Source organism: Psychrobacter sp. 1Y4, from assembly GCF_051847555.1.
The window spans coordinates 1-510 of sequence record NZ_JBPYDE010001190.1 but is presented as its reverse complement, the minus strand read 5'-3'; the positions used below and the strand labels follow the sequence as shown (position 1 = coordinate 510).

Here is a 510-nt window from a genome sequence, read left to right as displayed (position 1 = left end):
ATCAGCAGCTCTTCGGACATAGTTTTTTCTCTTATCTCTCAGCTTTCTTATCAGACGGTCATCGTCTATTAGATTGACAGTGTAACAAATGCGCCTTGCTCTTGCCCATTGCCCTACCGTGTCATTATGTGCATATATAATTATAACGGGTCAACGATATCCTCACTGCCTTCTGTCATGTCTTTGATTAAGGCCAGCGTTTGCGCCAGTGGCAACCCAACGACATTGGTATAGCTGCCGTTGATACGACTCACCCAGGCAGCACCCAAACCCTGAATACCATAACCACCCGCTTTATCAGCAGGCTCCCCACTGTCCCAATAATTGCTCATCATCTCTGTAGTCAACGTTATGAAGGTCACTTCTGTACGCTCAGTAATTTGCTGCTGATCGATAATTTGAAACGCTTGAGTGCGCTCTGGTGCATTGTGTTCTGTTACTTTAGGTAGTCGCTGTATTTTGGTGGCTTGTACGGCAGTCCATACTTCATGGATATTATCTGACATTTGC

At 45.3% G+C, this 510-nt stretch carries 1 protein-coding gene; it reads right to left on the bottom strand.

Features of this window, described 5'->3' with window-relative positions:
- Window positions 1-140: 140 nt before the first annotated feature.
- Window positions 141-510, bottom strand: a 370-nt coding sequence (locus tag ACS8FC_RS21085; RefSeq protein ID WP_439298215.1) for a Maf family protein, incomplete at its 5' end; no start/stop codon positions are given.